Origin of the sequence: Rhizobium sp. TH135 (genome assembly GCF_002855515.1) — a bacterium.
Taxonomy (GTDB): domain Bacteria; phylum Pseudomonadota; class Alphaproteobacteria; order Rhizobiales; family Rhizobiaceae; genus Allorhizobium.
Genome location: NZ_PKRP01000005.1, coordinates 344,207 through 370,671 on the forward strand (window position 1 = coordinate 344,207; position 26,465 = coordinate 370,671).

Consider the following 26,465-nt stretch of genomic DNA (forward strand, 5'->3'; position numbering starts at 1 on the left):
GACGGTTTGGATGTCATCTGCCTCTTGACCGTCCATAACGCAAAACGGGGAGAGTGACGACCCGTCAGCCGTCCTCATCCCCGAGATGATGCACTCTCATTCCGATCAGGGAACGATCTTGTACCCGCCGTTTTCCGTAACAAGGATCTCGGCATTGGACGGATCCCGCTCGATCTTCTGGCGAAGACGGTAGACATGGGTTTCCAGCGTATGCGTGGTCACCCCGGAATTGTAGCCCCAGACTTCCTCAAGCAGCACGTCGCGCGTCACGACCTTCTGGCCAGCGCGGTAGAGGTATCGGATGATCGCCGATTCCTTCTCCGTCAGCCTGATCTTCTTTCCGTCGTCGGTAGTCAGAAGCTTCTGGCTCGGCTTGAACAGATAGGGACCGACGCCGAAGGTCGCATCTTCGCTCTGCTCGTATTGGCGTAGCTGCGCACGGATGCGGGCCAGCAGAACGGCGAAACGGAAGGGCTTGGTGACATAATCGTTGGCACCTGCCTCAAGGCCGAGGATCGTATCGGAATCCGTGTCGTGCCCGGTAAGCATGATCACCGGTGACTTGAAGCCGCCCTTGCGCAGCAGCTTCACGGCTTCCCGACCGTCCATGTCCGGCAGACCAACGTCCATGATCATCAGATCGACCTGCGCAGTCTTGGCCGTCTGCATGGCGCGGGTGGCGTTACTTTCCTGAAGCAGCGAGAACTCTTCGTAAAGCGAGAGCTGCTCGACCAGGATCTGCCTCAGATCATCGTCGTCATCCACGAGCAGAATGGTCCGCGTCGTCATCCGTCATCCTTCCAGAATGGTCCATCGGCGAAGGCCTTGCTGCCCTCTTGCACGGCATGTAAGTCGTTGTTGCAGCAGTTGAAGAGCTCAGCGTACAACAATAATCACGAACAAGGCAAAAAGTCGTGACCAAGAGACCAAAGGTTTCGCGACAGCAACGAAAGACTTTGGCCCGTATCGTGGTCCGCTCGGCTCCGCGCGACCAGCGTCGGGCTATTCTGCAAGCGGGCATCCTCAGCATTCCCGCGGCCATCGGCCGAAGCGGCAGGACGAGCCGCAAGCGCGAGGGTGACGGCGCAACGCCGATCGCCAGCATGCCCCTCCTCTATGCCTATCACCGAGGTGATCGCATCCAGCCACCACAAAGCCAGCTGAGGCTGCTGCGCACCCGCAGCGACATGCTCTGGAGCGACGCCAATGGTCACCCAACCTACAATCGCCCGGTACGCGCGCCCTTCAAGGCAAGCCACGAACGTATCGAGCGCGCGGACGAACTCTATGACATCTGTGTCGTGATGGACTGGAACATGCGCATGCGAAAAAGGGGCTGCGGATCAGCGATCTTCTTCCACATTGCACGGCCGGGCTTCACGCCAACGGAGGGATGCGTTGCCATTCGCCACCGGGACATGTGCCGCCTCCTGCCGCATCTTGACCGCAGGACGATCCTTCAGGTTCTCTGATATCCCGTTCAGGCGAATTGGACGGCACGCCTCTTTTATCGCGGCCGGATCGGACTAGTTAGGAAAGGCGGCCGGCATCGAAGCCCGGGTTTTACCGCTCCATTTTCCTTCCGCATTCATTGCGTTGACCATCCCCGACCTGGAGATTTCAATATGACAGATCAGCTTTACCTCTCGCTGCATGATGGCGCCCGCATCCCGCAGGTTGGCCTTGGTGTATGGCAAACGCCCGACAATGAGGCGGCACCGGCGGTCAAGGCAGCACTCGACGCCGGCTATCGGCATGTCGACACGGCTGCCGTCTATGAGAACGAGCAGGGCGTGGGAGAAGGCATCCGCCAGTCCGGCCTTCTGCGCTCTGACATCTTTCTGACCACCAAGCTGTGGAACACAGATCAGGGTTACGAGCAGACGCTGAAGGCTTTCGAAGCGAGCCTCAAGCGGCTCGGCACTGACTACGTCGACCTTTATCTCATCCACTGGCCGTCAGCGCATCGTGGCCTCTTCGTCGACACCTGGAAGGCCCTTGTGACGCTGAAAGAGGAAGGTCGGGCGAAGTCGATCGGCGTGTCGAACTTCTATCCGGAGCATATCGAAAAGATCGTGGCCGAGACCGGCGTCGTGCCGGTCATCAACCAGATCGAGCTTCACCCTGACTTCCAGCAGCGCGAAACCCGCGCCTTCCATGAGAAGCACAAGATCGCGACGCAGTCCTGGAGCCCCCTCGGCCAGGGCAAGCTGCTTGGCCATCCTGTCATCGCAGAGATTGCCCAGAAACTTGGCCGCACGCCGGCTCAAGTGATCATTCGCTGGCATATCGAAAATGGTCTTGTGGTCATCCCGAAGTCGGTCACGCCGTCGCGCATCGTCGAGAACTTCAAGGTTTTCGACTTCAAGCTGTCGGCGGAGGATCTGGACAGACTGAACGGACTGGATGACGCGGGCGCTCGTATCGGACCTGATCCGAAGACGGCGACCTTCTGATTCACGTGAGACACGACTGACGAGAATTGAGCGGGCCACCTGCTGAAACGAGGGTGGCCCGCTTTTGATTTATTCCTTGATTGCCGAATCCCAGTGCTCGTCGGCCTTTCCGTCGACGATGCGCCAGGTGTCGTACCACGTGGTGGTATAGGTCTTGGAAGGATCCTTCGGGTCCTTCTCCTCCCGAACGATGGCAACCGTGACCAGATCGCCTTCGGCCGTGACGAACGCCACTGGTGTCGACAGTTTCTCGGGGATCGGCTTCTTTTCGACCTTCAGGACCTGGGTGAAAAACCCGACGACGGTATCACGACCCGAAGGGACGTTCGGATTGTGCTGAAGGTAACGCTCGGTCAGAAACTGATCGGCCTTGTCCCAATGCCCGGCTTCCAAGAGGTTGCGCATGATGTGGTAGACCACCTGCTTGTTGGCATGCAGCTTCGGATCGACGCTCGTGAACAAGGCTTCCTTGTCGGCCGCGGCGACGACAGCCTCCTGGGCAGAGACCATAACGGGGTACATCAAAGGCGTAAACAAGCCTACGCTGATGGCCAGAACTGCGGGTCGCTTGAGCATGAACTTATCCCTTGGGAACAGCGAGGAAATTTGCCCGAAGGGATATCGTTTGCTGGAAGGCGCCGCCAGAAGGCAGTTTTTCCAGTTAAGGTCTGAAAAACAGAACCACCCACCCCATCGGCACTGCTAGAACAAGTTGCGTCAGGTGTTCGTCGTCGCGTTGGCAGTCCTTGCCAGCATGGAACAAGATGTGACACTCTGCGCTGCCACAATTCGGGAGATTTCCATGCTGTTCCGCCGCGCCGTTCTTGCCGGTCTGTCCGCCCTTGCCCTTGTTCCCTTCGCCGCGCATGCGAGCGACCTCCCGGATCTCGGCGGAAAATCCGTCGTTGTCGTAACGGAAAACGCCTATCCGCCGCTGCAATTCGTGGACCCCAAGTCCGGCCAGCAGATCGGCTGGGAATATGACGCGATGAACGAGATCGCAAAGCGTTTGAATTTCAAGGTGGAGTACCAGAACACCTCCTGGGACGCGATGATCCAGGCTGTCTCGGACGGTCAGTTCAACATCGGCATGACCGGCATCACCATCAAGGAAGATCGCAAGGAGAAGGTGGATTTCTCCGAGCCCTATATGCGTTCAGAGCAGTTCATGCTGGTCCGTGGCGATGAAACCCGCTTCACGGATGGCAAGAGCTTCGGCGAATTCAAGGATGGCCTGGTCGGCGCACAGCCGGGCACCACGCCCTTCTACACCGCCGTATACGAGATCCTCGACGGCAACGAGCAGAACCCGCGTATCAAGCTGTTTGAAACCTTCGGCGCGACCGTCCAGGCGCTGAAGACGGGTGATGTCGACGTGGTCCTGACGGACGGCACGGCTGGCAAGGGCTATGTCGATTCCTCGAACGGCGGCCTCAAGCTCGTCGGCGGTCCGCTCGGTTCGGAAGACTTCGGCTTCATCTTCACCAAGGGCTCCGATCTCGTGGCCCCGGTGAATGCAGCCATCGCTTCGATGAAAGCCGATGGCACGATCGAAGCCCTGAACAAGAAGTGGTTCCTCGACTACAAGATGGGCGAATGAGCCAGATTCAGACCTGCGACCTGAAGGCGGGTAACTGATGGCATTCCAGACCCTGCCCCAGGGTGACCAGAAAGGCGATCGGCCGTGGTGGCTGATCGCCTTCGTCGTGATGGCGCTGACCCTCGGGATCGTCATCTTCGTCAGTGATCTCTACACGCAAGTCTTCAACACCGTGGTCAAAGGGCTCGGCGTCACTGTTTTCGTGACGTTGATCGGCTTCCTTCTGGCCACGGCACTGGGGCTGCTGATTGCGCTGCTCGGCATGTCGGACCATATGGCCCTGCGGCAAGTAGCCCGCTTCTACGTGGAAGTGGTGCGCGGCATTCCGATCCTGGTGCTGCTCTTCTACATCGCTTTTGTCGGCGCGCCTGCCCTTGTGGCGCTCTACAACCTTGTGACCGCGCCGCTGATCTCGATCGGCCTGACGGACGCCATGGTCGTGCGAGACTTCTCGCTGATGTGGCGGGCGATCATCGCTCTGATGATCGGCTATTCGGCCTTTATCGCCGAAATCTTCCGCGCCGGCATCCAGTCGATCGACAAGGGCCAGATAGAGGCGGCAAAGGCTCTGGGCTTGAGCCGCAGCCAGCGGTTTCGACTGGTGGTCTTCCCTCAGGCGATCCGCGTGATCTTCCCGCCGCTCTCGAACGATTTTGTTGCGATGGTGAAGGACTCGTCCCTCGTCTCGGTGCTCGGCGTCGCAGACATCACCCAGATGGGCAAGGTCTACGCTTCCGGGTCCTTCCGCTTCTTCGAGACCTATTCGATCGTGGCCTATGTCTACCTGGTGCTGACGATCGGATTGTCGATCCTGCTTCGCGGCTTCGAGCAGCGCATGCGGACCCGCATGCGCGACTGAAGCGCTCCGTCAGTAACGCTCGGGAACATACATCTCGGTCGGTACCGGGTGGCGGATATAGTCGGCGTTGCGAACGCGTTCAGGAAGCTCCACGGTTTCCTTTGGCACATGCTCGTATGGCACCTGCGACAGAAGATGGGCGATCATGTTGAGACGCGCCTTCTTCTTGTCGACGGCTTGGACCACCCACCATGGGGCTTCCGGGATATGCGTGCGCTCCAGCATCTCTTCCTTGGCGCGGGTATAGGCCTCCCAGTGCACTCGGCTCTCCAGGTCCATGGGCGAGAGCTTCCACTGCTTCAGGGGATCGTTGATCCGCATGCGGAAGCGGAATTCCTGCTCCTCGTCGGTGATCGAGAACCAGTACTTCACGAGAATGATGCCGGAGCGAACTAGCATGCGCTCGAACTCCGGTACGGATCGAAAGAACTCTTCCAGTTCGTCCGGGCCGCAGAAGCCCATCACCCGCTCAACGCCGGCCCGGTTGTACCAGGAACGGTCGAAGAGAACCATTTCGCCAGCCGTCGGCAGATGCTGCACATAGCGCTGGAAATACCACTGGCTCCGCTCGCGTTCGGTCGGCGCGGGAAGGGCCACGACGCGGCAGACGCGCGGGTTGAGCCGCTGGGTAACCCGCTTGATCGCGCCGCCCTTGCCGGCTGAATCGCGACCTTCGAACAGCACGACCATCTTCAGCTTCTTGTATTGCACCCAGTCCTGCAGACGGACCAGCTCATGCTGGAGGCGAAAGAGTTCGCGGAAATAGATTCGTCTGTCGATCGTCGGCTCAGACATCCCGTCCGCGACGAGATCGTCGAGACGATCCTCATCCAGCTGTTGCTCCAGTTCCTCGTCGAAACTGTCGAGGATCTCATTCTTGATGCGATGGATGTCTTCGTTCATGACGCGGGTTCCGAGAGGATGATCTATACTGACGAAGATCAATCATGCTTGCACGACTGCTTCATGACAGACGGATGTCACAGGACCAGCGAAGCAATTGCCGACATCTGCGAAAACTGGTAAGACGCCGCTCATGGGATCGAAATTCGGATGCCTCGCGAACCAGTTTATCGTGCTGCAGGACCACAAGCGTCTGCCGGCGCGCTTCTTCGCGCGCGTTCAAGGGGCTTTGGCGAGCCTTCGCGGCTGACCGCCTTCGGCTGCGGCCGACCTTGTTGCATCCTAAAAAACCGAAATCCCTTTTCCTCAGTCTGGACGGAACTTAACCCATGAGCGCACCCCGCACCCTTTACGACAAGATCTGGGACGACCACGTCGTTGATCGCCAGGACGACGGCACCTGTCTTCTCTACATCGACCGTCACCTCGTCCACGAAGTGACGTCTCCGCAGGCCTTCGAAGGGCTGCGCATGGCCGGCCGCAAGGTTCGCGCACCGCAGAAGACGCTGGCCGTGGTCGACCACAACGTTCCGACCTCGCCGGACCGCCATCTCGGCATCAAGAACGAGGAGAGCCGCATTCAGGTCGAGGCGCTCGCCACCAATGCTGCCGAATTCGGCGTCGAATACTACTCCGCTTCCGACAAGCGCCAGGGCATCGTGCACATCGTCGGCCCGGAGCAGGGCTTCACCCTGCCGGGCATGACCATCGTCTGCGGCGACAGCCACACCTCGACGCATGGCGCCTTCGGCGCGCTGGCCCATGGTATCGGCACGTCTGAAGTCGAGCATGTGCTCGCGACCCAGACGCTGATTCAGAAGAAGGCGAAGAACATGCTGGTGCGCGTCGACGGGAAACTGCCCGAAGGCGTGACGGCAAAGGACATCATCCTTGCGATCATCGGCGAGATCGGGACTGCCGGCGGCACCGGCCACGTCATCGAATTCGCAGGCGAGGCGATCGAGGCCCTGTCGATGGAAGGCCGTATGACCGTCTGCAACATGACGATCGAAGGCGGTGCCCGCGCCGGTCTTATCGCGCCGGATGAAAAGACTTTCGAATACATCAAGGACAAGCCGCGCGCGCCGAAGGGCGAAGCGCTGGAGCAGGCGATTTCCTATTGGAAGACGCTAAAGTCCGACGAAGGTGCGCATTTCGACCGCGTCGTCGTTCTGGACGCTGCCAACCTGCCGCCGATCGTCTCCTGGGGCTCCTCGCCCGAGGACGTCGTCTCCATTGAGGGCGTCGTCCCGAACCCGGATGACATCCAGGATGAGACGAAGCGTACCTCCAAGTGGCGCGCTCTTGACTACATGGGCCTGAAGCCAGGCACCAAGATCACCGACATCGCCGTCGACCGCGTCTTCATCGGCTCCTGCACCAACGGCCGTATCGAGGACCTGCGCGAAGTGGCCAAGGTCGTCGAAGGCAAGACGGTGGCTTCCACCGTATCGGCCATGATCGTCCCGGGCTCTGGCCTCGTGAAGGAACAGGCGGAAGCCGAAGGCCTCGACAAGATCTTCAAGGCCGCTGGCTTCGACTGGCGCGAGCCGGGCTGCTCGATGTGCCTCGCCATGAACGATGACCGCCTGAAGCCGGGCGAGCGCTGCGCCTCGACCTCGAACCGCAACTTCGAAGGTCGCCAGGGCTTCAAGGGCCGCACGCACCTTGTATCGCCGGCAATGGCGGCAGCCGCGGCTGTTGCTGGTCACTTCGTCGACATCCGCAGCTTCAAGTAAGCCATCGGCAAGCTGGTATGCACTGTAGCCGCCCGCTGAAAAGCGGGCGGTTTTCTTTTGTCCGGGCCGTTGCAAAGGCACTCAAAGCCGCTATCGTCGCGCTGTCACAAAAATGTCATATGCCGCCCTGCAGGTCTTCCATGAACATCCGTGAATTTGATCTCTCATACCGCAGGCCGCGGCCGTGAGTACTGTCGCCATCGGTCTGGCGCTGATAGCCGCCGTCCTGCATGCCAGTTGGAATGCCTTTCTGCGCACCGGAGCGGACCGGCTCTGGTCGATCACAGTGATGAGCCTCGCTGGAAGCATCATCACACTGCCCTTGCTGTTCATGGTTCCCGTCCCCGGAGCAGCCGCCTGGCCATACATCCTGCTGTCGGCGGGCCTCCAGGTTGGCTACAGCCTGTTTCTGGTGGCGGCCTACAAGCATGGCGAACTGGGCCAGGTCTATCCGATCGTTCGCGGCACCGTGCCGCTGCTGGTCACTCTGGGCGGACTCCTCTTCTTTGGTGAGGTGCTGGGGCTCTGGCAAACACTGGGTGTCATCCTGATTGCCGCCGGCATCATGAGCCTGTCGCTCGGCAAGAGCCGCGCTGCGACCTCATCCATTCTCTTTGCCCTGGCGACCGGCCTGATCATTGCCTGCTACTCCACAGTCGACTCTCGGGGAGTGAAACTGGTCGAGCAACCAGTCGCCTATGCGCTCTGGGTGCTGTTTCTCTTCGGCATCATGATCACGATCGCCTTCGCGGTGACCCGAAAAGGCCTGCTCATCGACGTGCGATCTCCGCTGACCTGGAAGGCCGCTGCTGGCGGCGTGGTCGCCATGCTGGCCTACGGGCTTGTCGTGGTGGCCTATGCCTATGCACCCGCGGGCCTGGTCACCGCAGTTCGGGAAACAAGCGTCGTCTTTGCAGTGCTGATCGGCGCGTTCCTGTTGGGTGAACCACTCACCCTTCGCAGGCTACTTGCCTGCATGATCGTGGCCGGTGGTGCGATCAGCATCAGCCTCTAAGCGACCAACCTGCTTCCAAAGGCCCAAACGAAAAAAGGCTCCGGAAACCGGAGCCTTTCATCAATGCGTTTTGCGTCTGCTTATTCGGCAGAAGCTTCGGCTGCTGCTGCAGCTTCAGCGGCAGCGGCCTTTTCAGCGGCTTCGGCTGCTGCCTTTTCGGCGGCCAGAGCCTGTGCTGCTGCAACCTTCTCGGCTTCCAGACGTGCCTTTTCTTCGGCAACGGCGGCGCGCTCGGCGTCGTTCAGCTTGCGGGCGCGGGTGCCGGTGTTTTCGACGATACGAGCCGACTTACCGCGACGATCGCGCAGGTAGTACAGCTTGGCGCGACGGACCTTACCGCGGCGAACGATTTCGACGCTTTCGACGAGCGGCGAGTAGACCGGGAATACGCGCTCGACGCCTTCGCCGTAGGAGATCTTGCGAACCGTGAAGCTCTCGTTGATGCCGCCGCCCGAACGAGCGATGCAAACGCCTTCATAGGCCTGCACGCGGGTACGGTTGCCTTCCTTGACGGTGACGTTGACGCGGAGCGTGTCGCCCGGGGAGAATTCCGGAAGCTTGCGCTTGGCTTCGATCTTGGCGGCCTGTTCGGCTTCCAGCTGCTGAATGATGTTCATGTCTAACCTCGGTTTCTTCTGAAACAGCCAGAGCGCTCAACGATGATCCCTTGGGTCTATGCCGCAGGATATTGACCCAGATGGGTCGGAGCGAATTCGCAGTTCTTTGTTTTGGCAGACGGGCAATAAGCCCATTTCCGAGGGGGCCATTACACCAAGCAGGCCTGCTTGTCACCCCATACAAGACAAATTTCGTGCATGCGAGGCACCCTGAACGCCTTGCTGCGTTGGATTCCTGCCCTTAAGACTTCGCCTCCAAGTATCGGGAGCGCTGTCGCATGACCATTGCCATGATTTTCCTGCTGTTCACATCCGGCTTCCTGTCCGGCGCCGTGAACGCGATCGCAGGCGGCGGCACCTTCCTAACCTTCGGAGCGCTGACACTTGCCGGCCTGCCGCCGATCAGCGCCAATGCAACCTCTTCCGTGACCCAGTTCCCCGGCTATATCACCTCGACGCTTGCCTATCGCAACGAATTGAAAGAGATGAAGCGCAGCGCGATCGTGCTTGGCCTCATTTCGGCCGTGGGTGCCGTCGGCGGCTCGCTCTTCTTGATATCACTGTCGAATCCAGCCTTTCGCTCCATGGTGCCGTGGCTGTTGCTCGGCGCGACAGCAATCTTTGCAGCCGGGCCGAAGCTGCGGCCAAAAACGAAAGGCGAAAGCCACCCGGCAAGCCCGCTCGGACTCGCGCTTCAGGCCATCACCTCGTTCTACGGCGGCTTCTTCGGCGCAGGCATGGGCATCATGATGCTCGCCTCGCTGGGGCTTGCGAGCGGCGGCGACTATCATCGTTTGAACGCGCTGAAGAACTTCCTGTCGATCGTCATCGCCGCCGTTGCCATCGTGATCTTCGCGAGCGCCGGGGCCATTTCCTGGCTGCATGCCGCGATCATGATCCCGGCCGTGGCCGCTGGCGGTTACGCGGGTGTGGCGATGGCAAAGAAGGTGCCCCAATCCGTGCTGCGCTGGATGGTGGTTGCGGCAGGGCTCGGGCTCGCTGCCTACTATTTCTTCACCGGCTGAGGCGGCAGCAAATCGGGGCGACGCTCGCGGGTCAGCGCGACAGCCTGCTCATGCCGCCATTTCTCGATGAGAGCATGATTGCCTGAGGTCAGAACCTCGGGGATCTCCCGGCCTTCGAAGACTTGGGGGCGGGTGTATTGCGGGTGTTCCAGCAGGCCGCCTTCGAAACTCTCATGCACGCCGGAGAGCTGGTTTCCCATGACTCCCGGAAGAATGCGCACGACGGCATCCAGCACTGTCAGTGCCGCAGGCTCGCCGCCGGAAAGTATATAGTCGCCGATCGAGACCTCTTCGAGCTGGCGCGCATCGATCACACGCTGGTCCACGCCCTCGAACCGACCACAGACGATGACCACGCCTTCGCCTGAAGCGAGCTCTCTCACCCGCTCCTGCGTCAGGGGGCGGCCACGCGGGCTCATCAGCAACCGCGGCCGTCCATCGTCGGCTATGGAATCAATCGCACGCGCAAGCACATCGGGCCGAAGCACCATCCCGGCGCCGCCGCCCGACGGCGTATCGTCAACGCTGCGGTGCTTGTCTTCCGCGAAATCGCGGATCTGCACCGCCTCGATTTCCCAGTCGCCGCGCTCAAGCGCCCGGCCTGCGAGCGCAAGGCCAAGGTGCCCCGGAAACATGTCCGGATAGAGCGTCAGGATGGAGGCCTTGAAGGGCATGGGGCGCTCAGCGACCATTGTTCGGGCGGGGCTTGCCGCCGGCATTGCCATAGGGCTTCTCTTCGCCGTCATCCTTCAGACCAGCGGCAATCGGATCGACCAGAAGCCGGCCGCCTTCGAGATCGATTTCGAGCACTGCAGCTTCGGAAAACGGAATGAGCACGGGGCGCTTGCCCGGCCCCTTGAGTTCGAGGAGATCACCGGCGCCGAAGTCATAGACAGCCGTTACGGCACCGTAGTGATTGTTCTCGGCGTCATAGACCTCGAGGCCCTCGAGATCGGCATAATAGAACTCGTCCTCGTCAAGATCATCATCCGGCAGGGCATCGCGATCGACGAAGAGTTCGGTTCCGTTCAGCACCTCGGCAGCGTTGCGGTCATTGATTCCGCGAAAGCGCACGATGGCAACGGTCTTGCCGTCACGGATCTCCAGGATCTCGAATTTGCGACCGTCGGCCGCAAAGAGGAAGCCATAGTCGCCGAGGCCAAGCGGATCTTCGGTGAATGTCTTCACCCGCACTTCGCCGCGCAGCCCCTGGGCAGCGCCGATCACGGCCATCAGTATCGGGTTTTCAAGCTTGCTCATGGGTGAGAACGGTCCTGCGGAGGCATCGGTTCGACATTCCTTTTAGGCGGAACGACGGGGAAAGAAAACGCAAAAACGGGCGGTGGGGTGACCCACCGCCCGCTGTAAACGGCTGGATGCCGATTATTCTGCGGCGGCTTCCGAAGCAGCGGCAGCAGCGTCGGCTGCCTTCTGTGCCTTCTCGGCGGCGCGTTCCTGGGCCTTCTTGCCCGGCTTTGCCTTGTCTGGGTTTACGCGGGCAGCGCGCTCGGCGAGACCGGCTTCAGCCATGAAGCGCAGGACGCGGTCGGTCGGCTGGGCGCCCTTGGCAACCCATGCCTTGATGGCTTCAACGTTGAGCTCAACGCGCTTTTCGTTGTCCTTGCCGAGCATCGGGTTCCAGGAACCGACCTTGTCGAGGAAACGGCCGTCGCGCGGAGCGCGGGCGTCAGCAACAACGATCTGGTAGTACGGGCGCTTCTTGGAACCACCGCGGGCGAGACGAATCTTGAGGGACATTGCATTACTCCTTAGGTTTTCGATGCAGGCTGCCGGGGCATGCCTGTTTTTCTTGTTGAGGCCGCCGTCAGGCGGTCTTTTCGGTTGCACCGCCATGTTCGGCGGCAATGGCTTCATGATGCCGGATGACTTCGGTGATGATGAAGTTCAGGAACTTCTCGGCGAAATCCGGATCCAGATGAGCATCCTGAGCCAGGCGGCGCAGGCGGGCGATCTGGTATTCTTCGCGCGCCGGGTCTGCCGGCGGCAATTCGTAGGTGGCCTTCAGCACGCCGACGGCCTTGGTGCAGCGGAAGCGCTCAGCCAGCATGTGCACCAGCGCAGCGTCAATATTGTCGATCGACTGCCGGTAGCCGGCAAGCTGCTGCTTCACACTCTGATCTGTCATGCGCCCCTCCTCACTTCTTCTTCGGCAGGCCGGGAAGGCCCGGGAAACCGCCACCGCCGAGACCGGGGAGCTTCGGACCACCGAGACCCGGCAGGCCACCGGCGCCCAGACCGGGCAGGCCACCCGGCTTGATACCGGCGGCTTCCGCCTGCTTGGCGAGGGCTTCGAGCTGCTTCGGATCCATCTTCGACAGGTCCGGCATGCCCATGCCGCCGCCCATGCCGCCAAGACCCATCTTCGAGGCAAGGCCGCCCATCATCTGCTTCATCATGCCGCCGCCCTTCTTGCCGCCCATGGCCTTCATCATGTCGGCCATCTGGCGATGCATCTTGAGCAGCTTGTTGATGTCGGAGGCGTCCGTGCCGGAGCCGGCAGCAATGCGCTTCTTGCGGGAATGCTTGAGGATATCAGGATTGGCGCGCTCGGCGCGGGTCATCGAGGAGATGATCGCGAGCTGGCGCTTGAAGACCTTGTCGTCGAGGCCGGCGGCCGAAATCTTGTCCTTCATGCCGGCCATGCCCGGCATCATGCCCATGATCCCACCCATGCCGCCCATGGCCTGCATCTGCTTGATCTGTTCTGCCAGGTCGTTGAGGTCGAACTTGCCCTTGGCCATCTTCTCGGCCATGGCGCGGGCTTTTTCCGCGTCGATGTTCTCGGCGGCCTTTTCGACCAGCGAGACGATATCGCCCATGCCGAGGATACGGTCTGCGATACGGCGCGGATGGAACTCATCGAGCTCCGACATCTTTTCGCCGACGCCGATCAGCTTGATCGGCTTGCCGGTGACGGCACGCATCGAAAGGGCTGCACCGCCTCGTCCGTCACCGTCCATACGGGTCAGCACGAGGCCGGTGATGCCGACGCGTTCGTCGAAGTTGCGGGCGAGATTGACGGCATCCTGACCGGTCAGCGCGTCGGCGACCAGCAGGATTTCATGCGGCTTCGAGCGGGCCTTGATCTCGGCCATCTCGATCATCAGCGGCTCGTCGATATGTGTACGGCCGGCGGTGTCGAGGATGACGACATCATGGCCGCCAAGTTTCGCGGCTTGCACAGCACGCGATGCAATATCGGTTGGCGACTGGCCTGCAATGATCGGCAACGTATCGATGCCGGTCTGGACGCCGAGCTGGCGTAGCTGCTCCTGGGCTGCCGGTCGACGCGTGTCGAGGGAGGCCATCAGGACCTTCTTCTTCTCGCGATCCGTCAGGCGCTTGGCAATCTTGCCGGTCGTGGTGGTTTTACCCGAGCCCTGGAGGCCGACCATCATGATCACGACGGGGGCGGCAGCCATCAGGTCAACGCCCACGCTATCGGTGCCGAGCATTTCGACCAGCTCGTCATGGACGATCTTGACGACCATCTGGCCGGGCTTGATCGACTTCAGGACGGCGGCGCCAACGGCCTTTTCACGGACACGGTCGGTGAAGCCCTTGACGACTTCAAGCGCGACGTCGGCTTCGAGAAGCGCACGACGGACCTCGCGCATCGCTGCCGAGACATCCGCCTCGGACAGGGCGCCACGGCCGGTCAGTCCATTCAGAATGGAGCCAAGACGGTCCTGGAGGTTTTCAAACATCGGCTCTTCCTTGCATGGTTTCGGACACCCGAAACCTCGGTCTTCTCCACGCGGAAAACAAGACGCAAAGCCAAAAAGCACCCGAGGGCGCAACGCGCTGTCGGGTGTTGACCTCCGGGAACTCTTTATACCTTTACGGGTCCCGGTCGGCGGCTCGGAGTGCTTGTCTCGTCGCAGATTGCGCGGGATAAATAGGAAAATGGCCTGGAAGTCAAGCGAAGCCCCGATTTTCAGGGATTCGGCGACGTTAAGCGATCTGTATCAACCCTATTGCCGTAGAATTGACGAAACCACATATGGGTGAGCCATGAACAGACGCAGCTTTCTCAAATGGTCGGGCTTCGGGCTCGTTGCCGCCACACTCGGAGGCCTCGGCATGCGTGAAGCACAGGCCGGCAACCGCTACTATTCCGGTCCCCTCTCGGATCATTTCGACGGCAAGGTCTTCTTCAATCCGGGTGGTGAAGAGCCGCGTGGCTTCACCGATCTGCTCCGCTGGCAATTCGGCGGCGGCAAGATCGACTGGCCGAAGGCAGTGGCTGCGGCCGATTTCGTCACGACCAGGCCGGAGCCGCGCGTCGAAGGGAGCCGACTGGTCGTCACCATGGTCGGCCATGCGACGCTTCTCATCCAGACGGCGGGGCTGAACATCCTGACCGACCCGGTCTGGTCGGAACGGGCAAGCCCCGTCTCCTTTGCCGGGCCGAAACGCAACAATCCGCCGGGTGTCGCTTTCGACGATGTGCCGAAGATCGACATCGTGATCGTCACGCACAACCACTACGACCATCTCGACATCGCGACCCTGAAACGGCTGATCGCGCGGGACAACCCGCGCCTGGTCACGCCTCTCGGCAACGACACGATCATCCGCAGCGACGTGCCTCGGCTGCAAGCGGACGTCATGGACTGGGGTGACCGGCTCGAGATTGGCAACGACGTCATCGTCCATTGCGAGCCCTGCCACCACTGGTCGGCGCGCGGCATGGGCGACAGGCGCATGGCGCTCTGGGCGGCCTTCGTTCTGGAGACACCGGGCGGCAAGATCTACCATATTGGTGACACCGGCTATGCCGAGGGCAAGCACTACCGTGAACTCAAGGCCAAGCACGGCGACATCAGGCTCGCCATCATGCCGATCGGTGCCTATGAGCCGCGCTGGTTCATGAAGGCGCAGCACCAGAACCCGGAAGAGGCGATCGAAGGCTTCCGCTTGAGCGGGGCGGCCTTTGGCATCGGCCACCATTTCGGCACCTTCCAGCTCACCAATGAAGGCATCGACGATCCGCCGAGGGCGCTTGTGACGGCCATGTCTGCGGCCGGGATCGGCAATGAGCGCTTCAAGGGCCTGCGCTCCGGCCAGCAGTTCGAGGTGCCTCTCACAAACGCTTGAGGGGCACGAGGCGCGTTGACACGGCTCACGCTTTTGACCACACTTCACGCATTCACCAGGGGTGTCCCGACAAGGGGCTGAGATATCGCTACGCCGAAATGGCAGCGCGGTGACCCGTTGAACCTGATCCAGTTCATACTGGCGTAGGGACGGTGCGAGCGCTGCAAAATGACGATTCGAAAACCCGAATCCCGTGGCGTCTTTCCATCATTCCGGCTGACATGACTGGGTCTCCAACCTGAACACTTGGAGCTCCATGATGAACATTGCCCCTAACTTCCCAAAGCCCGACGTCACCGCAGGGCCGCTTCCCGCCTCGACCAAGATCTTCTTAGCAGGGGACATGCACCCGGATATCCGGGTGCCCCTGCGCCAGATCGCGCTGCACCCGACCTCCGGCGAACCGCCTGTGAATGTCTATGACTCCTCAGGTCCCTATACCGACCCGCAGGCGACCATCGCCATCGACCAGGGGCTTGCCCGACACCGGACAGCCTGGGTCCAGATACGCGGCGATGTCGAGGCCTATGAGGGCCGCGATGTAAAGCCCGAGGACAACGGCTTCGTCTCTGCCGAAAAGTTGACGCCGGCGTTTCCCGTGAAACATCAGCCGCTTCGCGCCACGGGCGGCAAGGCCGTGACGCAGCTTGCCTATGCCCGCGCCGGCATCATCACGCCAGAGATGGAATATGTGGCGATCCGCGAAAACCTTGGCCGCAAGGCTGCGAAAGAAGTGCTTGTACGTGACGGCGAAAGCTTTGGCGCCGCGATCCCCGATCACGTGACGCCGGAATTCGTCCGGCAGGAGATCGCCCTGGGCCGGGCGATCATCCCCGCCAACATCAACCACCCCGAACTGGAGCCGATGATCATCGGCCGGAATTTCCTGGTGAAGATCAACGCCAATATCGGCAATTCGGCCGTCACCTCCTCCATGGCCGAGGAGGTCGAGAAGATGGTCTGGGCGATCCGCTGGGGCGCCGACACGGTCATGGATCTCTCCACCGGTCGCAACATTCACAACATCCGCGACTGGATCATCCGCAATTCGCCGGTGCCCATTGGCACCGTGCCGCTCTATCAGGCACTGGAAAAGGTCGGCGGCATTGCCGAGGACCTGACCTGGGAGGTCTATCGCGACACGCTGATCGAGCAGGCCGAGCAAGGCGTCGACTATTTCACCATCCATGCCGGCGTGCGGCTGCATTACATCCCGCTCACCGTAAACCGCGTTACCGGCATCGTCTCGCGCGGCGGTTCGATCATGGCCAAGTGGTGTCTGCATCATCACAAGGAGAGCTTCCTCTACGAGCATTTCGAGGAAATCTGCGACATCTGCCGCGCCTACGATGTGTCGTTCTCGCTGGGCGATGGCTTGCGCCCCGGCTCGATTGCCGATGCCAATGATGCCGCCCAGTTTGCCGAACTGGAGACGCTGGGTGAGCTGACGCAGATCGCTTGGGCTAAGGATTGCCAGGTGATGATCGAGGGACCCGGCCATGTTCCCATGCACAAGATCAAGGAGAACATGGACAAGCAGCTGAAGACCTGCGGCGAGGCCCCCTTCTATACGCTGGGGCCGCTGACGACGGATATTGCACCCGGCTACGACCACATCACCTCCGGCATCGGTGCTGCGATGATCGGCTGGTTCGGCACGGCGATGCTCTGCTATGTCACGCCGAAGGAGCATCTGGGTCTGCCCGACCGCGACGACGTGAAGACGGGCGTTGTCACCTACAAGATCGCAGCGCACGCCGCCGACCTCGCCAAGGGTCATCCGGCAGCCCAGCTACGTGACGATGCACTCAGCCGTGCCCGCTTCGAGTTCCGTTGGGAGGACCAGTTCAACCTGTCGCTGGACCCGGAAACCGCGCGCTCCATGCATGACGAGACCCTGCCGAAGGAGGCGCACAAGGTCGCCCATTTCTGCTCGATGTGCGGGCCGAAATTCTGCTCGATGCGCATCTCGCATGACATCCGCGCCGAGGCTCAGAAGGAGGGCCTGACCGCCATGGCGGAGAAATACCGCGCCGGCGGCGATCTCTACATGACGGCAGACGAGATCGCAGCGCTGGAGACGGGAGAAAGGTCATGACCGTTCTGGTAAAAGGCGCCGGTGTCGCGGGGCTGGCGACGGCGCTGGAACTGGCACGCAGGGGTATCCCTGTCGAGGTCGTGGAGCGCCGAGCCGATATCGGGCTTGGCGCCTCCCATTGGGCGGGCGGCATGCTCGCCCCCTGTTGCGAGCGGGAGGCGGCGGAAGAGATCGTGCTGACATCGGGTCTCTTGGCTGCCGACTGGTGGGACGAGGCCGTACCCGGTCTCGTCCAGCGCCAGGGCACGCTTGTGCTGGCCAATCCGCGCGATCTCGCCGACCTCAAGCGCTTTGCGAACCGTACGCGCGGCCTTCGCTGGCTGGGCGAGGAAGAGATCGCAGAGCTTGAGCCGGATCTCGCGGGGCGAATCGGCACCGGCCTCTTCTTCGCAGAGGAGGGCCATCTCGATCCGCGCCAAGCCTTGCGAGGGATTTATCAGGCAGCGCGGCAGCTCGGTGTCTCCTTCCGCTTCGGGGAGGAGGCAGGAGATGCGAGAGACTATGCGAGCGTCGTCGATTGCAGGGGACCACAGGCGATCGGTGAGATCGACGGATTGCGTGGTGTGCGCGGAGAGATGCTCTATCTGGAGACAGGCGATGTCACCCTCTCCCGTCCCGTGCGGCTCCTGCATCCCCGCCACCCGCTCTACATCGTGCCGCGCGGCAACGGGCTGTTCATGCTGGGCGCGACCATGATCGAGACTGAGGATGACGGGCCGATCACGGCGCGTTCGATGATGGAGCTGCTGAACACCGCCTATGCGCTTCACCCGGCCTTTGCCGAGGCGCGCATCGTGGAAACCGGCACCGGCATCCGCCCGGCTTTCCCGGACAATGTGCCCCGCCTCATCGAAACACCCGAAGGCCTGGCCGTGGCCGGCATGCACCGCCATGGCTTTCTGATGGCACCTGCACTGGCGCGTGAGGCGGCAGAGAGGCTGACAACCACACACGCATCCGAGAAAAGGAGGACCGCATGAAGCTCACCGTCAACGGAGAACCCCTGGAGCTGGATGCAGGCAACCTCGCCGATCTGCTCGCCAAGCTCGACTATGGGGGCGACTGGCTGGCAACCGCCGTCAACGGCGACCTAGTTCACCGCGAGGAGCGAGCTGTTCATCCTTTGAACGATGGCGACCGGATCGAGATCCTTTCGCCCATGCAGGGAGGCTGAGATGACCCTGGAACTCTATGGCAAGTCCGTCTCATCGCGCCTCCTGCTCGGCACCGCGCGCTACCCCTCGCCCGCGATCCTGGCGGAGGCCGTGCGGCGATCGAAGACAGAGATCGTCACCGTCTCGCTCCGCCGGGAAACCGCAGGCGGCAAGGCGGGTGGGGCCTTCTTCCAGCTGATCCGCGACCTCGGCGTCCACGTCCTGCCCAACACCGCCGGCTGCCACAGCGCCCGCGAGGCGGTGCTGACGGCGAAGATGGCGCGGGAGGTCTTCGGCACCACCTGGATCAAGCTTGAGGTGATCGGCCATCACGACACGCTGCAGCCGGATGTTTTCGAACTGGTGGAAGCGGCGAAGATCCTCGGTTCCGAGGGCTTCGAGGTTTTCCCCTACACGACCGACGATCTGGTGGTTGGGGAAAAGCTGCTCACCGCCGGATGCCGCGTGCTGATGCCCTGGTGCGCGCCGATCGGCAGCGCCATGGGGCCGCAGAATCTGCCGGCACTCAGATCCATGCGGGCGGAATTTCTTGACGTACCGCTGATCGTCGATGCCGGCATCGGTCGTCCCTCCCATGCGACCACCGTTATGGAACTCGGCTATGACGCCGTGTTGCTCAACACCGCCGTCGCCAGCGCCGGCGATCCGGCCGCGATGGCAGAGGCCTTTGCGAGTGCAATCACGGCAGGGCAGATCGCCCATAAAGCGGGCATGTTGGAACCGCGCGATATGGCGATCCCGTCAACGCCCGTGATCGGAAAGGGGGTCTTCGCATGAAGCTCGATCCCTTCTACCTCATCGTCGACAGCGCCGACTGGATCGAGCGGCTTGTGCCGCTGGGCGTGAAGCTGGTGCAGCTGCGGATGAAGGACGCTGAGGAAAGCGTGCTTCGCCAGCACATCCGCCGCGCCCGGCAATGCTGTGCTGATCACGGCTGCCAGCTCATCGTCAACGACCACTGGCAGATCGCCATCGACGAGGCCTGCGACTTCGTCCATCTCGGCCAGGAGGATCTGGCAACGGCAGACCTCGCCGCGATCCGCAGCGCGGGCCTGAAACTCGGCCTCTCGACCCATGACGAGGCCGAGCTTGAAAAGGCGCTGGCCGCCAAGCCTGATTATGTTGCCCTCGGCCCGGTCTATCCGACGATCCTGAAAAAGATGCCCTGGGCTCCGCAAGGCCTGGAACGGCTGACGGTGTGGAAGGAAAAGATCGCCCCCCTGCCCCTGGTTGCCATTGGCGGGCTTCGCCCCGATCGTCTACCTGGCGTCTTCGCAGCAAGTGCCGACAGTGCGGCAGTGGTGACGGACATTACCCTGCATGCCGATCCCGAGGCGCGAACGCGGGAATGGCTTGATGTGACCGAGCGCTGGCGTTGACCATGCATGTGCGGTTTCGGCCGCTCCACTGGTAATTCGGCTGCTTTTCCGCCATATAGGCTGAAAATGCAGCTTTCTGGAGTGACGATGTCGGATCGGGTCGAATTCGCTAGGATGAACGGGCTTGGCAACAAGATCCTGGTCGTCGACATGCGCGGTCGCACCGACCGGGTGACGCCAGCTGCCGCTGTTGCGCTCGCCGCCGACCCGGCGACTGCCTTCGACCAGATCATGGCGATCCACGATCCGAAGCTCGACGGCACCGACGCCTATATCGACATCCTGAATTGCGATGGCTCGAAGGCCCAGGCCTGCGGCAACGGCACGCGCTGCGTTGTGCAGGCGCTTGCCAGCGAAACCGGCCGCAAGAGCTTCACCTTCCAGACCATCGCCGGCATCCTGAACGCCGTTGAACATGCGGATGGCACGATCTCCGTCGACATGGGCAAGCCCGTCTTTGCCTGGGACAAGATCCCGCTGTCTGAAGAATTCCACGACACCAGCCGCATCGAGCTGCAGATCGGCCCGATCGACGCGCCGATCCTGCATTCGCCCTCGGCCATGTCGATGGGCAATCCGCATGCTGTCTTCTGGGTCGATCGCGATCCAATGACCTATGATCTGGAGCGCTTCGGGCCGCTTCTCGAAAACCATCCTATCTTCCCGGAAAAGGCCAATATCACGCTCGCCCACGTCACCTCGAAGACAACCATGATAACGCGCACCTGGGAACGCGGTGCCGGCCTGACGCTCGCCTGCGGCTCTGCTGCCTGCGCCGCGGGTGTCTCGGCCGCCCGCACGGGACGCACCGAGCGTAAGGTGACAATCACGGTGGCGTCGAGCCCGAACCGCGGCACACTGACCATCGACTGGCGCGCCGACGACAAGGTCGTCATGACCGGTCCCGCCGAATGGGAATGGTCGGGCACGGTTGATCCGGCGACCGGCAGCTGGCAGCGCGACACAAGCGCCGATGCAGAGGCCGCCACCCAGTGACCTCCGCGCGACATGGCGCCGTCGAGGTCATCACCTTCGGCTGTCGCCTGAACACCTATGAGTCCGAGGTCATGAAGGCCGAGGCCGCCAAGGCCGGCCTCGATAACGCGATCCTCGTCAACACCTGTGCGGTCACCTCCGAGGCAGTGCGCCAAGCACGCCAGGCGATCCGCCGGGCGCGACGGGAAAACCCGGAAGCCCGCATCATCGTCACGGGCTGCGCTGCCCAGACGGAGGCGCAAAACTTCGCTGATATGCCCGAGGTCGATGCTGTGCTTGGCAACGAGGAGAAGCTCAAGGCTGAGCACTATCGCCGCCTGCCGGATTTCGGCGTCTCGGCGGAAGAGAAGGTGGCCGTCAACGACATCATGAGCGTGACCGAGACGGCACCGCAAATGGTGGCGCATATCGATGGCCATGTGCGTGGTTTCCTGCAGGTGCAGAATGGCTGTGACCATCGCTGCACCTTCTGCATCATTCCCTACGGTCGCGGCAATTCACGCTCCGTGCCGATGGGCGCCGTCGTAGACCAAGCGCGCAAGCTCGTCGAAAACGGCTATCGTGAGATCGTGCTGACCGGGGTTGATGCGACGAGTTACGGCGCAGACCTGCCCGGTAATCCGACGCTCGGCCTTCTTGCCAAGACACTGCTGAAGCAGGTGCCGCAGATCCTGCGCCTGCGCCTCTCTTCGATCGACAGCATCGAGGCCGACAGCCATCTCTTCAACCTGATCGCCGATGAGCCGCGTTTCATGCCGCATCTGCATCTGTCGCTGCAGCACGGCGACGACATGATCCTGAAGCGCATGAAGCGGCGGCATTCCCGCGCCGATGCGATTGCCTTTGCCGAGCAGGTCCGGCGCCTGCGCCCTGGCTTTGCCTTCGGTGCCGACATGATCGCCGGTTTCCCGACAGAGACCGAGGAGATGGCGGCAAACTCCGCGCGCCTCGCCGAGGAAATCGGCATCGCCCATCTGCATGTCTTTCCCTACAGCCCCCGCCCCGGCACGCCGGCAGCGCGCATGCCGCAGCTCGACCGGGCACTCGTCAAGGCGCGTGCCGCGGAGCTTCGCGCGGTGGCCGAAGGATTGCAGGCTGTGCATCTTGCCTCGCATGTCGGCACCCGCCAGAAGCTGCTGGTCGAGCGCAACGAAATGGCGCATACGGAAGACTTCACCCTCGTTGCAGCGCCCGGCATGAACCCCGGCAGCCTCGTCGAGGTCTCGATCGGCGGCCACACCGGCCGCCATCTGACGATTGCATCGGCAGCGGCAAGCGCGGCTGCCTGACAGACGGAATAGAGTGACCATGGCCCTCGGCTTCATCAAGAAAGTCTTCACCTTCGGCAAGGAGAAGCCCGCAGAAGCGCCTGCGGTGCCGGCGGAGCTGACGGCCGAGGAGAAGGCTGCGATCTCGGCCGAAAGCGAGCCGAAGGGTCGCGACGAAGATTTGCCCGTTGCCGAGGATCCGGTTCTCGCAGAAGAAATGGAAACGGCCGGCGGCCCGTCCGATGATCTTTCGCCTGAAGATCTCTCGATAGTGCCGCTCGAACTGCTCGAGGCGGAAGCCGAGGAAGAGGTTGAAGAAGCTCAAGCCTTGAAAGCCGACGAGCCGGAGGCAGAAGGTGAATCTGCGGCCGTCTCGGATTCGGCATTGGAGCCCGTTGTCCCCGTTCTGCCCAAAGGTTTCGCCGCGGCTGAGGCGAGAGCTCCGGAGCCGGAAGCCTCAGCGCCTGCGGAAAAGCTGAGCTGGTTCCAGCGGCTGAAGGCGGGGCTCTTCCGCACCTCCTCGCAGCTGACGAGCCAAATCACCGCCCTCTTCACCAAGCGCAAGCTGGACGACGAGACGCTGGAAGAACTGGAAGACCTGCTGATCCAGGCCGACCTCGGCGTCGAAACGGCCCTGCGCGTCACGGACACGCTGGCCTCCGAGCGCTATGGCAAGGATGTGACCGGCGAGGATGTCACCAAGATCATGGCGACCGAGATCGTCAAGGTGCTGAAGCCGGTGGCCAAGCCACTGGCGCTCGATCTCAGCCACAAGCCACATGTCATCCTCGTTGTCGGCGTCAACGGCACCGGTAAGACGACGACGATCGGCAAGCTGGCCGCCAAGCTTTCGGGCTCGGGGCTGAAGGTGATGCTCGCCGCAGGTGATACCTTCCGCGCCGCGGCCATCGAACAGCTGAAGATCTGGGCGGACCGCACCGGCTCGACCTTCATCGGCACCAAGCTCGGCGCCGACGCAGCCGGCCTCGCCTATGAAGCCTTCGAGCGGGCCAAGGCGGAGAAATCCGACGTCCTGATCATCGACACCGCCGGTCGCCTGCAAAACAAGGCGGAGCTGATGGCGGAACTCGAAAAGATCGTCCGCGTTCTCGGCAAGCTCGATCCGGATGCCCCGCATACCGTGCTGCAGACGCTCGACGCGACGACGGGCCAGAACGCGCTGCAGCAGGTCGAGATCTTCCGCAACATCGCGGGCGTCAACGGCCTGATCATGACCAAACTCGACGGCACGGCGCGCGGCGGCATTCTGGTTGCCATCGCCGCCAAGCACAAGCTGCCCGTCTATTTCATCGGCGTCGGCGAAGGCATCGACGACCTCGAACCCTTCGAGGCGGAAGACTTCGCCAGCGCCATTGCCGGCATTGCGCGCTGAGCGCCGGAAACATTAGGGAACGACATCATGTCGGACACATCCACCGATACCCACGCGTCCAAGGCTGAAAAGCAGAATCCTCTGCTGAAGATGGCGCTCGAACTCGGACCGCTCTTGATCTTCTTCTTCGGCAACCTGCGCGGCGAGTGGCTGGCCAAGACCTTTCCGGAGCTGACCGCGATCGGCGGACCGCTCTTGATTGCGACCGCCCTTTTCATGGCCGCGACCGTGCTGTCGTTGATCATCTCCAAGATCGTCTTCAAGCACTTGCCGGTCATGCCCTTCGTCTCGGGTATCGTCGTCATGGTCTTCGGCGGCCTGTCGATCTGGCTCCAGGACGAAACCTTCATCAAGATGAAGCCGACCATCGTCAACACGCTCTTCGGCGTTGTTCTGCTCGGTGGCCTCGCCTTCGGTACATCGCTGCTGGGTTATGTCTTCAACGCCGCTTTCCAGCTGGATGCAGAGGGCTGGCGCAAGCTGACGCTGCGCTGGGGCATCTTTTTCCTCTTCCTCGCCGTGCTGAACGAGGTCGTCTGGCGCAACTTCTCGGATGATGTCTGGGTCAGCTTCAAGGTCTGGGGCACGATGCCGATCACCATCCTCTTCACGCTGGCGCAGATGCCACTGATCATGAAGCACTCGCTGGAAGACAAGGAGCAGAAATGAACAGCATGACCAGCCAGGGCAGCGAACACGCCACGACTCGTTTCTGGCTGGCGGTGACATTCGTCATCATCCTGGTTCAGATCGTCTCCCAGTATCTCATGGGCCGGATCTGGATCTGTGAATGCGGCTACGTAAAGCTCTTTGAAGCCGGCGTGAATACGCCCGGCAACTCGCAGCACCTGTTCGACTGGTATACGCCGTCACACATCATCCACGGCTTCCTGTTTTACGGCCTGGGCTGGCTCGTGATGCGCAGGAAGCCGATCACTGCCAAGCTTGCACTTGCCGCGCTGATCGAGGCCGCGTGGGAGATCCTGGAAAACTCGCCGATCGTGATCGACCGCTATCGAACTGCGACAATGGCGGTAGGCTATACCGGCGACAGCATTCTGAATTCGGGCATGGACATGGTGGCGATGATCGCGGGCTTCTTATTCGCAGCCCGCATGCCGATCTGGCTGACGGTCGTCATTGCGCTGGGATTCGAAGTTCTGACGGCTATCGTCATCAGAGACAACCTGACCCTCAACGTTCTGATGCTGGTCTGGCCGATCGAGGCGGTGAAAACCTGGCAGGGCGCTCTCTAAGGTCTCTCAGAGACCAGCTAGCGCCTTTTCGATCGCTGGCATCAGCTGCGTCTGGAAGGTCTCGGGATCGAACGGACCCACCTTCTTGTAGAGGATCGTGCCGTCAGGACCGACGAGATAGCTTTCCGGAATGCCGTAAACACCCCAGTCGATCGCAGCCTTTCCGTTGGGATCGACCCCAATCGCAGAATAGGGATTGCCGAGTTCCCCGAGGAACCGCAATGCATTGTCGTTGCGATCCTTGTAGTTGATGCCAACGACATTGACCCGGGGGTCCTTCGAGAGTTCGAGCAGCATCGGATGCTCTTGGCGGCAAGGCACGCACCAGGAGGCAAAGACGTTGACCAGCGTGAGCTTGCCGTCAATTGCCGCGGTGGTTAGCGCCGGACGCTCGGACCCGTCGAGTGCCTCCATTTGCAGCGGCGGCGCTTTGGTGCCCAGCAAGGCCGACGGGATCTCGGAGACGTCCCGGCCGGATTGAAGCTGGGTCATGAACACTGCGGCAAGACCCGCGAACAGCAACAGTGGCAGCGCGGCGATCAGGTATCGCCCACGACCCTTTGCGACCGGTACCTCGCTTTCGCTCTGCTGCGTCATGCGCTCGGATCCTGTACGGAAGAGGCTGAGGCCGAGCGTCGCCGGATCCCCTGCGCTTCGAGCGTCTTCAGTTCCGCCTGCCGCGCCCGACCGTCGAGATAGATCCAGACGGTCAGGACCAGACAGATGCCGGCGGTCAAGGCATACGACCCGATGACGTAAAAAGCGTGGCTCATGCTGAATGCTCCCGACCGGCCTGACGCGCGGCCAGGCGACGCTGTGCACCGACCCGGCGACGCCAGATCTCGTTGCGCATCGCCATCAGATGCAGCGTGAAGAAGAGGAGGGTAAAGGCCAGCGCCATCACGAGCAGCGGCCAGAGGAATTCCGGATGGATGGTTGGACCGTCAAGCCGCATGACACTCGCGGGCTGATGCAGCGTGTTCCACCAGTCGACCGAGAACTTGATGATCGGGATGTTGACGAAGCCGACAAGGATCAGAACAGAACTGAGCCTTGCTGCCTTGGACGGATCGTCCATGGCGCGGTTGAGAGCGATCAGTCCGAGATACATCAGGAAGAGTACGAAGACAGAGGTGAGACGCGCATCCCATACCCACCATGTGCCCCACATCGGCTTGCCCCAGAGCGAACCGGTGACGAGCGCGATCAGCGTAAAGGCAGCACCCAGGGGAGCGGCCGCCTTGTGGCTGACATCAGCCAGCGGATGACGCCAGACGAGCGTGCCGATCGCCGAAAGGGCCATCACGGAGTAACACATCATCGAGAGCCAGGCTGCCGGCACATGCACATACATGATCCGCACTGTATCACCCTGCTGGTAGTCGGTCTCCGAGGCAAAGCCGAGATAGAGCCCGACCGCGAAGAGCAGCACCGTGATGCCCGCAAACCAAGGCAGGATCCGCGCGACCAGCGCGAGAAAACGGGTGGGATTGGCGAGGTCGCCGATTTTTGTGATGGCAAGGCTGTTGTCGGTCATGATGTGTTTTAGCCTGTCTCAATCCCGC

30 protein-coding genes and 1 riboswitch are annotated in these 26,465 nt (G+C 61.7%); of the genes, 18 read left to right on the top strand and 12 right to left on the bottom strand.

Annotated elements, in window-relative coordinates:
* Nucleotides 1-105 precede the first annotated feature (105 nt).
* Nucleotides 106-789 (bottom strand): response regulator transcription factor, encoded by a 684-nt coding sequence (locus tag C0V73_RS16825; RefSeq protein WP_102021136.1) that lies wholly within the window; start codon nucleotides 787-789, stop codon nucleotides 106-108.
* A 125-nt stretch (nucleotides 790-914) separates the two neighbouring features.
* Here C0V73_RS16825 and C0V73_RS16830 point away from each other — a divergent pair, with 125 nt between their 5' ends.
* Nucleotides 915-1,472, top strand: coding sequence for a L,D-transpeptidase family protein (locus C0V73_RS16830; protein ID WP_102021137.1), 558 nt, complete (start codon nucleotides 915-917; stop codon nucleotides 1,470-1,472).
* Nucleotides 1,473-1,625: 153 nt separating this feature from the next.
* Nucleotides 1,626-2,456 carry an aldo/keto reductase gene (locus C0V73_RS16835; protein ID WP_102021138.1) on the top strand — a complete coding sequence of 277 codons (831 nt, stop codon included), beginning with the start codon at nucleotides 1,626-1,628 and terminating at the stop codon, nucleotides 2,454-2,456.
* Nucleotides 2,457-2,525: 69 nt separating this feature from the next.
* Here the strand turns inward: C0V73_RS16835 and C0V73_RS16840 are convergent, their stop codons facing one another.
* Complete coding sequence (locus tag C0V73_RS16840; protein ID WP_102021139.1) at nucleotides 2,526-3,032, bottom strand: nuclear transport factor 2 family protein; 507 nt, start codon at nucleotides 3,030-3,032, stop codon at nucleotides 2,526-2,528.
* A 226-nt stretch (nucleotides 3,033-3,258) separates the two neighbouring features.
* On the opposite strand from C0V73_RS16840, the gene C0V73_RS16845 reads away from it, so the two are divergent.
* Both C0V73_RS16845 and C0V73_RS16850 read left to right on the top strand, forming a co-directional pair.
* Nucleotides 3,259-4,056 carry a transporter substrate-binding domain-containing protein gene (locus C0V73_RS16845; protein WP_102021140.1) on the top strand — a complete coding sequence of 266 codons (798 nt, stop codon included), beginning with the start codon at nucleotides 3,259-3,261 and terminating at the stop codon, nucleotides 4,054-4,056.
* 37 nt (nucleotides 4,057-4,093) lie between these two features.
* On the top strand, nucleotides 4,094-4,915 hold the full coding sequence (locus tag C0V73_RS16850) for an amino acid ABC transporter permease (protein WP_102021141.1): 822 nt from the start codon (nucleotides 4,094-4,096) through the stop codon (nucleotides 4,913-4,915).
* A gap of 9 nt (nucleotides 4,916-4,924) precedes the next feature.
* On the opposite strand, the gene ppk2 is transcribed toward C0V73_RS16850, so the two are convergent.
* Complete coding sequence (ppk2, locus tag C0V73_RS16855) at nucleotides 4,925-5,818, bottom strand: polyphosphate kinase 2 (RefSeq protein WP_102021142.1); 894 nt, start codon at nucleotides 5,816-5,818, stop codon at nucleotides 4,925-4,927.
* 329 nt (nucleotides 5,819-6,147) lie between these two features.
* Here ppk2 and leuC point away from each other — a divergent pair, with 329 nt between their 5' ends.
* Nucleotides 6,148-7,557 (top strand): 3-isopropylmalate dehydratase large subunit, encoded by a 1,410-nt coding sequence (gene leuC, locus C0V73_RS16865; protein ID WP_102021143.1) that lies wholly within the window; start codon nucleotides 6,148-6,150, stop codon nucleotides 7,555-7,557.
* A 184-nt stretch (nucleotides 7,558-7,741) separates the two neighbouring features.
* The gene (locus tag C0V73_RS16870) at nucleotides 7,742-8,572 is read left to right on the top strand and encodes an EamA family transporter (RefSeq protein ID WP_102021144.1); all 831 of its coding nucleotides are present in this window, start codon (nucleotides 7,742-7,744) and stop codon (nucleotides 8,570-8,572) included.
* Between the two features lie 80 nt (nucleotides 8,573-8,652).
* Here the strand turns inward: C0V73_RS16870 and rplS are convergent, their stop codons facing one another.
* Nucleotides 8,653-9,189, bottom strand: a complete 537-nt coding sequence (gene rplS, locus C0V73_RS16875; RefSeq protein ID WP_006724279.1) for a 50S ribosomal protein L19 — start codon at nucleotides 9,187-9,189, stop codon at nucleotides 8,653-8,655.
* Nucleotides 9,190-9,467: 278 nt separating this feature from the next.
* Here rplS and C0V73_RS16880 point away from each other — a divergent pair, with 278 nt between their 5' ends.
* Nucleotides 9,468-10,214, top strand: a complete 747-nt coding sequence (locus tag C0V73_RS16880) for a sulfite exporter TauE/SafE family protein (protein WP_102021145.1) — start codon at nucleotides 9,468-9,470, stop codon at nucleotides 10,212-10,214.
* Here the strand turns inward: C0V73_RS16880 and trmD are convergent.
* The 5 genes from trmD to ffh all read right to left on the bottom strand — a co-directional run bounded on the left by trmD (nucleotide 10,196) and on the right by ffh (nucleotide 13,942).
* Nucleotides 10,196-10,888, bottom strand: a complete 693-nt coding sequence (trmD, locus tag C0V73_RS16885; RefSeq protein ID WP_102021281.1) for a tRNA (guanosine(37)-N1)-methyltransferase TrmD — start codon at nucleotides 10,886-10,888, stop codon at nucleotides 10,196-10,198. The two genes, C0V73_RS16880 and trmD, sit on opposite strands and share 19 nt — an antisense overlap.
* A 7-nt stretch (nucleotides 10,889-10,895) precedes the next feature.
* The gene (gene rimM, locus C0V73_RS16890) at nucleotides 10,896-11,474 is read right to left on the bottom strand and encodes a ribosome maturation factor RimM (protein WP_102021146.1); all 579 of its coding nucleotides are present in this window, start codon (nucleotides 11,472-11,474) and stop codon (nucleotides 10,896-10,898) included.
* A 123-nt stretch (nucleotides 11,475-11,597) separates the two neighbouring features.
* Nucleotides 11,598-11,972 carry a 30S ribosomal protein S16 gene (gene rpsP, locus C0V73_RS16895; RefSeq protein ID WP_102021147.1) on the bottom strand — a complete coding sequence of 125 codons (375 nt, stop codon included), beginning with the start codon at nucleotides 11,970-11,972 and terminating at the stop codon, nucleotides 11,598-11,600.
* Nucleotides 11,973-12,039: 67 nt separating this feature from the next.
* Nucleotides 12,040-12,360, bottom strand: a complete 321-nt coding sequence (locus C0V73_RS16900; RefSeq protein ID WP_102021148.1) for a chorismate mutase — start codon at nucleotides 12,358-12,360, stop codon at nucleotides 12,040-12,042.
* A gap of 10 nt (nucleotides 12,361-12,370) precedes the next feature.
* The gene (gene ffh, locus C0V73_RS16905) at nucleotides 12,371-13,942 is read right to left on the bottom strand and encodes a signal recognition particle protein (RefSeq protein ID WP_102021149.1); all 1,572 of its coding nucleotides are present in this window, start codon (nucleotides 13,940-13,942) and stop codon (nucleotides 12,371-12,373) included.
* A 307-nt stretch (nucleotides 13,943-14,249) separates the two neighbouring features.
* Here ffh and C0V73_RS16910 point away from each other — a divergent pair, with 307 nt between their 5' ends.
* From C0V73_RS16910 to C0V73_RS16960, 11 genes are all read left to right on the top strand, one after another.
* The gene (locus tag C0V73_RS16910) at nucleotides 14,250-15,335 is read left to right on the top strand and encodes an MBL fold metallo-hydrolase (protein WP_102021150.1); all 1,086 of its coding nucleotides are present in this window, start codon (nucleotides 14,250-14,252) and stop codon (nucleotides 15,333-15,335) included.
* A gap of 47 nt (nucleotides 15,336-15,382) precedes the next feature.
* A riboswitch (TPP riboswitch) is annotated at nucleotides 15,383-15,503 on the top strand.
* 91 nt (nucleotides 15,504-15,594) lie between these two features.
* Nucleotides 15,595-17,433, top strand: a complete 1,839-nt coding sequence (gene thiC, locus C0V73_RS16915; protein WP_102021151.1) for a phosphomethylpyrimidine synthase ThiC — start codon at nucleotides 15,595-15,597, stop codon at nucleotides 17,431-17,433.
* A complete protein-coding gene (gene thiO, locus C0V73_RS16920) occupies nucleotides 17,430-18,413 on the top strand; it encodes a glycine oxidase ThiO (protein ID WP_102021152.1) in 984 nt (327 codons plus the stop codon). The genes thiC and thiO overlap by 4 nt, the downstream gene beginning before the upstream one ends.
* Nucleotides 18,410-18,607 (top strand): sulfur carrier protein ThiS, encoded by a 198-nt coding sequence (gene thiS, locus C0V73_RS16925; RefSeq protein ID WP_102021153.1) that lies wholly within the window; start codon nucleotides 18,410-18,412, stop codon nucleotides 18,605-18,607. Before thiO ends, thiS begins: the two co-directional genes overlap by 4 nt.
* 1 nt (nucleotide 18,608) lies before the next feature.
* Nucleotides 18,609-19,385 carry a thiazole synthase gene (locus C0V73_RS16930; protein WP_102021154.1) on the top strand — a complete coding sequence of 259 codons (777 nt, stop codon included), beginning with the start codon at nucleotides 18,609-18,611 and terminating at the stop codon, nucleotides 19,383-19,385.
* A complete protein-coding gene (locus tag C0V73_RS16935; RefSeq protein ID WP_102021155.1) occupies nucleotides 19,382-19,987 on the top strand; it encodes a thiamine phosphate synthase in 606 nt (201 codons plus the stop codon). Before C0V73_RS16930 ends, C0V73_RS16935 begins: the two co-directional genes overlap by 4 nt.
* An 87-nt stretch (nucleotides 19,988-20,074) precedes the next feature.
* Entirely contained in the window at nucleotides 20,075-20,983 is a 909-nt protein-coding gene (gene dapF, locus C0V73_RS16940) for a diaminopimelate epimerase (RefSeq protein ID WP_102021156.1), read from the top strand.
* Complete coding sequence (mtaB, locus tag C0V73_RS16945; protein WP_102021157.1) at nucleotides 20,980-22,272, top strand: tRNA (N(6)-L-threonylcarbamoyladenosine(37)-C(2))-methylthiotransferase MtaB; 1,293 nt, start codon at nucleotides 20,980-20,982, stop codon at nucleotides 22,270-22,272. The genes dapF and mtaB overlap by 4 nt, the downstream gene beginning before the upstream one ends.
* Nucleotides 22,273-22,291: 19 nt before the next feature.
* Nucleotides 22,292-23,644, top strand: coding sequence for a signal recognition particle-docking protein FtsY (gene ftsY, locus C0V73_RS16950; RefSeq protein ID WP_102021158.1), 1,353 nt, complete (start codon nucleotides 22,292-22,294; stop codon nucleotides 23,642-23,644).
* Between the two features lie 27 nt (nucleotides 23,645-23,671).
* Nucleotides 23,672-24,313 (top strand): septation protein A, encoded by a 642-nt coding sequence (locus tag C0V73_RS16955; protein ID WP_102021159.1) that lies wholly within the window; start codon nucleotides 23,672-23,674, stop codon nucleotides 24,311-24,313.
* Between the two features lie 5 nt (nucleotides 24,314-24,318).
* A complete protein-coding gene (locus C0V73_RS16960; RefSeq protein WP_102021282.1) occupies nucleotides 24,319-24,900 on the top strand; it encodes a DUF2585 domain-containing protein in 582 nt (193 codons plus the stop codon).
* Between the two features lie 6 nt (nucleotides 24,901-24,906).
* On the opposite strand, the gene C0V73_RS16965 is transcribed toward C0V73_RS16960, so the two are convergent.
* From C0V73_RS16965 to C0V73_RS16975, 3 genes are read right to left on the bottom strand one after another with little or no spacing between them, the layout of a single operon-like run.
* The gene (locus C0V73_RS16965; RefSeq protein ID WP_102021160.1) at nucleotides 24,907-25,497 is read right to left on the bottom strand and encodes a DsbE family thiol:disulfide interchange protein; all 591 of its coding nucleotides are present in this window, start codon (nucleotides 25,495-25,497) and stop codon (nucleotides 24,907-24,909) included.
* Nucleotides 25,494-25,673 carry a heme exporter protein CcmD gene (gene ccmD / locus C0V73_RS16970; RefSeq protein WP_102021161.1) on the bottom strand — a complete coding sequence of 60 codons (180 nt, stop codon included), beginning with the start codon at nucleotides 25,671-25,673 and terminating at the stop codon, nucleotides 25,494-25,496. The genes C0V73_RS16965 and ccmD overlap by 4 nt, the downstream gene beginning before the upstream one ends.
* Complete coding sequence (locus tag C0V73_RS16975; RefSeq protein WP_102021162.1) at nucleotides 25,670-26,437, bottom strand: heme ABC transporter permease; 768 nt, start codon at nucleotides 26,435-26,437, stop codon at nucleotides 25,670-25,672. The genes ccmD and C0V73_RS16975 overlap by 4 nt, the downstream gene beginning before the upstream one ends.
* Nucleotides 26,438-26,465 lie beyond the last annotated feature (28 nt).